This is a genomic window from uncultured Altibacter sp., assembly GCF_963972995.1.
Taxonomy (GTDB): Bacteria; Bacteroidota; Bacteroidia; order Flavobacteriales; family Flavobacteriaceae; genus Altibacter.
The window spans coordinates 1-5,515 of record NZ_CAXAXI010000055.1 but is presented as its reverse complement, the minus strand read 5'-3'; the positions used below and the strand labels follow the sequence as shown (position 1 = coordinate 5,515).

The following is a 5,515-nucleotide window of genomic DNA, read 5'->3' as shown; positions in this document are numbered from 1 at the left end:
TTTTCTTCGATGGACGTTTTACGCACACCCTCGGGAAGTCCTCCGGTGTATTTTCCCATAAAGAAAAAGCCCAGACAACGCTCCCCTGCTTCTAGTGGCACCAGCTCATGAAAGGAATTGATAGCCGACGGAGAACTCCAATAAGCACCTACGTTGAGCTCGTGCGCCGTTAACCACATGTTCTGAACCGCCATGGCAGTCGCGGCGACCTCTTCCCACTCGGGGACGGATTCGTTGGGGTCACGTTGCATACAAATGGCGATGACACAGCCGGATTGCAAAGGTTTTTCCAGCGTCTTCTTGAATTTAAATTCTGAAAAGGGGGTTGCCGTCTCCCGGTATTTCTCGCCCAAAAAGACACTAAGCTTCTCTTTGGCAGGGCCATAGAACACTTTAAAGCGCCAGGGTTCGGTGCGTCTGTGGGTGGGTGCCCAGTTCGCTGCCTCCAGGATTTGTTGTATCTCCTCTTTTGAAATGGGTTCGGTGTTGTACTGTGCAGGATACACCGCACGTCGGTTCTTGATAGTCTCTACGATCATAGCTATTGTTTATGCTTCGGAAAGATACTAAAAAGCACACACTCCCTTACTGAAACGAAGGTACTTCAAACAGAATATGCTGTTGTTTGAGCACATCGATGACCATGGCAAAATCCCCTTCCGAAGGATGTGCCGAAGCAGGTGCTTTGAACAAGGTCTCGATGTTCTGTTTCATTTCATCATTGTGATATTCGAGCAAGAGTTCGTTATCGCCCAAGGTTACCAAGCAATCTTCTTCGGTAAACTCGAACACCGCCTGTGGGTTCAGGTGCAGACTGCTGTCGTGTTCCGGATAGGCACGTTGCAAGACTTTGTAGAGCGCTTCCAGGACTCGCTGCACCGTAACCGAGTTGAGGCAGATCTTGTGTTCGCAATTCAGGATCACATCATAATTACACCGAATGGCGCAGACGCCCTTCTTCCCCCAGATCAGCTCGTTGTGCTCGGCAAAGCTTCCCCAGCTTCCGGGGCCGGTAGGACCGTAAATACCCACCGAAGGTACATTGAAAGCTCCCGCCACGTGGGTGATCCCGGCATCGTTCCCTATATGAAAGAGCGCTCCGGCCATGGCATCCCCCACCTCCAGCATACCACCGGTCACGAAGGACACATGCGGCAGCTCTTTGGTGAAATACTGCGCAATGTCCGGGTCGTCCGGTCCCATAATGATCTTACAGTCCAAATGCGGATACAGTTCGGCGAGACGTTCGATGAGGGCCGCATATTTTTGGGTAGGCCAGATCTTTAACAAGAAGCCCGCCCCGTGATGTACCACAAAATAAGGCTTGTCAGGGTCTTTATGCGTTTCAAAATAGGGGTATCCGTCTAATTGGTTATCGATGTCCTTATGAAGTTTTGCTATGGTATCGATATAATGCTGAATGGCGTGCTGCTTCACCTTTTTGTGGGTAGGATATTTTAAGGCATGCGGCAGATCGTAGCCTCTAAACGCAGGGTAATTGCCCAGTTCGTAGATATGGTCGTAGGGGGCTTCGTTCTCTCGCACCTCCTTTTCGTTCACTACGGTAAGGCCTTTGAGGTGTTTGGAAAAGAAATCCACCAGGCGCGGTGCCACGGCAAAATGTAAATCGGTGGAAACGGCCGCCAGCTTGTAGATCGCCGGAATGGCGAAGAAGATATCTCCCAGTCCGCCGTAGCTTTTGTACACCAACACCTTTCCCAGAGCTTTCGCTTCGGAAGGGGGTTGTGAGGCAAGAACGGCTTCTACCTCCTTCCAGAAGGTTTCGGGAGCTTGCTCCATTTCCTTTGCGGCCTGTTGCTTATCCTTCGGAAAAAAATCGAAAGAGAAGGTCCCTACCCGGTCGTTGGCGATCATCTCGCAACCGGAGAGGAATGCTTCCGCAGCGAGACGGCCGGAAGGTTCGGGCCAGACCGGTTTACAAAAAAAGCGTTTGGTCTTTCCTAAGATATTCAGTACTTCTTCGTTGGGAATGGGGTCGTGAAAGCTCATGTTCTGGGGCATCTCCCGTCGTAAACGGTTCCTTCCGTAGACCTTAAAACGGGTCTCGGGGTGTTCTTCGGCGTAGGTAACAAATTCATGGCCGCCCTTTAGGTAATTCACATCACCAAAGAAAGGAATGGTATCGTCCTGTTTCTCTTCGGAAGGTTGCAGGGCCGCCACATCTACGGTAGGAGGCATAATGAGTTTTTTGGCCACCGCTTCGCCGTAGAAGTGTTCGTGTGCTTCGAAATGTTTGGGGGATTGGAAGACATTGAATTGGGCTTGAGCGAACAACTTTCGGAACAGGTGAAACTTATCGGGATGACAGCAGCTTCGGACGTTTCGGTCCACGGTACAGAGGATGTTTCGGCGTATGCAGAAATTGTAATCGTATTCCACTTTGACGTAAGGCGTGGTACTTTTCAGAAGAAAGGAAACAAGATCGAGTTCGAAGGTACAGCGGGAGGTACTGTTCAGAATTACAAGATCGGCCTTTTGGATGTGGTTCTTGGTCGCTTCAAAATCTTTAAGGTAGTCCAGGACCACGGTATGGCCTCTGTCTTCGCCAAGCCGAATGAGTTGTTTTATGGTAAGTTCGGCTCCTCTGGGCGTGGCTAGGCCGGTATCATGCAAGAATAGAACTGTGCTCATTACATCGCAATAAAAAGGACACTCCATTCACAAGAACAGGATTGCTGTACTGAAAGGAATGGACTGTCCCGTTATGGAACATTACTTCCGATTATAGTTTTTCAAATACCAGGATATCGGTTCCACCGCCACCGCCGCTTACATCGCGGAGTTCTACTCGGGTAGGTTCGACGCTAAATACATCCCACTCGTCATTGAACTCATCGAAAGGTGCCCCGGAGAAGGCGAGGTTGAGTTGCTGTCCGTTGCTGCTCACCAGCCAGACACCGTTGTTGGTATTGGAACCGTTGGTCGCCACGACATTATTGGCTGTCATAAAGTCGACGTTGTAGCCGGCATAGGTTCCTGTTTGGTCGTTACCACTGTCTATGTAGGATTGTACGATCCAAGTGCCATCCAAGAGGATGTCGATCAATTCCTGCGCGTCCCCATAGTATCCATCATCATAATACCCATCATCGTAGTAACCATCGTCATAATACCCGTCGTCGTAGTAGCCATCGTCGTAGTAGCCATCATCGTAGTAACCATCGTCATAATAGCCGTCATCATAGTACCCATCGTCGTAGTAGCCATCATCGTAATAACCGTCGTCGTAGTAGCCGTCATCGTAGTAGCCGTCATCGTAGTAGCCGTCATCGTAATAGCCATCATCGTAATAGCCATCGCCATAGTAACCGTCGCCGTAATAGCCATCCCCGAAAAAGTCTTCAGAATCTTCAGGCGTACAGGAAGTAATGAGGTGGCCGGTTATTGACACGGTAGAAACAGCCAGTAAGGCTTGTCCCGATTTCTTAATAAAATTTCTGCGTTTCATATCGTGTTGTTTAGTCGCTTAAGGTGTTTAATCATCGTAGTAGCCATCATCGTAATAACCATCATCGTAGTAGCCGTCGTCATAATAGCCGTCATCGTAATAGCCGTCATCGTAATAGCCATCGTCATAGTATCCGTCGTCGTAATAGCCATCATCGTAGTAACCATCGCCATAATACCCATCATCAAAGAATGCAGGGTCGTCTGAACTACACGAAGCGATCAGGCTTCCGGTAATGGAAATGGTAGCGGCCGCTAAAAGTGCCTGGCCGGATTTCTTAATAAAGTGACGTCTTTTCATATTGAAGCCTTTTTATAAACTTACAAAAAATAAAGTTCAATTTCAAGGATGGTTGAACCGTCCTCTATACCTACAACAGTTCACTTTGCCTTTACCCTACCCTCGTTGTACTTTTTTTTTCAAAAGTACCTCAGCTATCGGTTCTTACGACTTCTTCTTCCAATAAAGGCAGGTTATTGATGGTCTTATAGACGACTTGGGGATCGAGGCCCAAGTATTGAGCGAGTTCACAAACGGTGATAGCCTGATGGTCTTGTTTACCGGAGCTTTCTCTAATGGATTGGAGGATCCTTCGGGCGGAACGTTCGCCTTTTCCCGTTAGGAGCGTAACGTCGTTGTGATAAATACAAATGCGTTGTTGTCTCATGCTTTCTCGTTTTTATGATGCCATACCTGTGGGGAAGGGTGTTTGCACCGGGTGAAACTTGATGGGGCAGAGCGTACATACTATGCGTGCATAGAATAAAAACGTTAGATCGTTCTGTTTCGTATGAAATTTAACACATTCTAGAATTTTCGTACAGTTTTAAGATCTCTGAAGACCATGTTCGACGTGAGGGGTTTTTACGCATATCTCATACATGTGATATCGTGTTAATCCTAGTTATGACGGGGCTTTAGACAGTATACTGTCTTATCTTGCCGTTGCTTTATAACCGATGTTCACATTGCTTACAGCCAAGGTATAGCCGAAGTATACCCGAAGTAAAGCCGAAGTAAAGCTGAATTAAAGCTGAAGTAGTAGGTTTTTGTTTTTAACTTATTTTTTTTCTTTCCTTTCTTTTTTGCCCCTCCAAAAAAGAAACAAAAAAAGAGGCCTTTTCGTAGGAATTTTTCAGCAAGCTGAAAATCACCTTACCAACTCCGCGTCGTTGCTTTCAGCAACTCCTGAATCTCGGAGCTTGGCTTCGGTTATTCTTGACGAAAAGGATGGCATAATAAGGAAGATTTTGGTTTGGTATTGTGATTCGTGGGTTATTTTCTGAGGCCGATTTTGATGCTAAGCAGCTTTATCCCGTCACCATTCACTGCTCACCGGTCATGGCTAAAAGGGCACTGTATCGAGAAGGGGTATGGCAGTATAGATTCTTCGCTTCGCTCTGAATGACAATGAAACTGTCATTCCGAATGAAATAAGGAATCTCTTTTCTTTCTTTTCTTTTTTCAATTGATGAATTGTTCTCAACTTTCTTTTATTCATGCCTTCTTATTGTTTTTCAAAGGAATTCATGAATGCTTCACATTTGCCGGTCCAAAAGAAAGTTGCAAAGAAAAAGACCTTCTATCCTTTTTATAGGCATTTTGTAATGCTTACGCATTCCAAACCAATGCAAAAACTCGGCGTTCGCTAACGCTCTCTGGGTTTCCGAACTTTTTGCATTTTATGCTGATAAAAAGGATGTCCTAGCCGGAAACCTTTTTATTTAGTAATATGTGCTGTGGGAAATACTTTCTGAAGCTGATTTTAGTTCTAAGAGATTTTCCTATATTAATACAGATTTGTCACGCTGAGCTTGTCGAAGCGCTCACCCTTCACTGTTCACCTACCAATGTCATTCCGAATGCAATGAGGAATCTCTTTTTTATTTTCTACTTTTCTTTTTTGCCCCTCCAAAAAAGAAACAAAAAAAGAGGCCTTTTACTCGCGTTTTTTGATTTGTTATTTCGGTGCTCGTGAATCTGCGATTTCATAGGAATTTTTCAGCAAGCTGAAAATCACCTTACCAACTCCGCGTCGTTGCTTTC

The 5,515-nt window shown here is 46.2% G+C and carries 5 protein-coding genes; all 5 read right to left on the bottom strand.

What is annotated here, in order from left to right; translation table 11 throughout:
* The coding region (locus AACZ11_RS12900) for a nitroreductase (protein ID WP_339832727.1) at positions 1-539 on the bottom strand (539 nt) is incomplete at its 3' end.
* 46 nt (positions 540-585) lie between these two features.
* A complete protein-coding gene (locus AACZ11_RS12895; RefSeq protein WP_339832726.1) occupies positions 586-2,652 on the bottom strand; it encodes a glycosyltransferase family 9 protein in 2,067 nt (688 codons plus the stop codon).
* A 91-nt stretch (positions 2,653-2,743) separates the two neighbouring features.
* On the bottom strand, positions 2,744-3,469 hold the full coding sequence (locus tag AACZ11_RS12890) for a hypothetical protein (RefSeq protein ID WP_339832725.1): 726 nt from the start codon (positions 3,467-3,469) through the stop codon (positions 2,744-2,746).
* 27 nt (positions 3,470-3,496) lie between these two features.
* On the bottom strand, positions 3,497-3,769 hold the full coding sequence (locus tag AACZ11_RS12885) for a hypothetical protein (protein ID WP_339832724.1): 273 nt from the start codon (positions 3,767-3,769) through the stop codon (positions 3,497-3,499).
* Positions 3,770-3,899: 130 nt separating this feature from the next.
* Positions 3,900-4,136 (bottom strand): hypothetical protein, encoded by a 237-nt coding sequence (locus AACZ11_RS12880; protein ID WP_339832723.1) that lies wholly within the window; start codon positions 4,134-4,136, stop codon positions 3,900-3,902.
* Positions 4,137-5,515 lie beyond the last annotated feature (1,379 nt).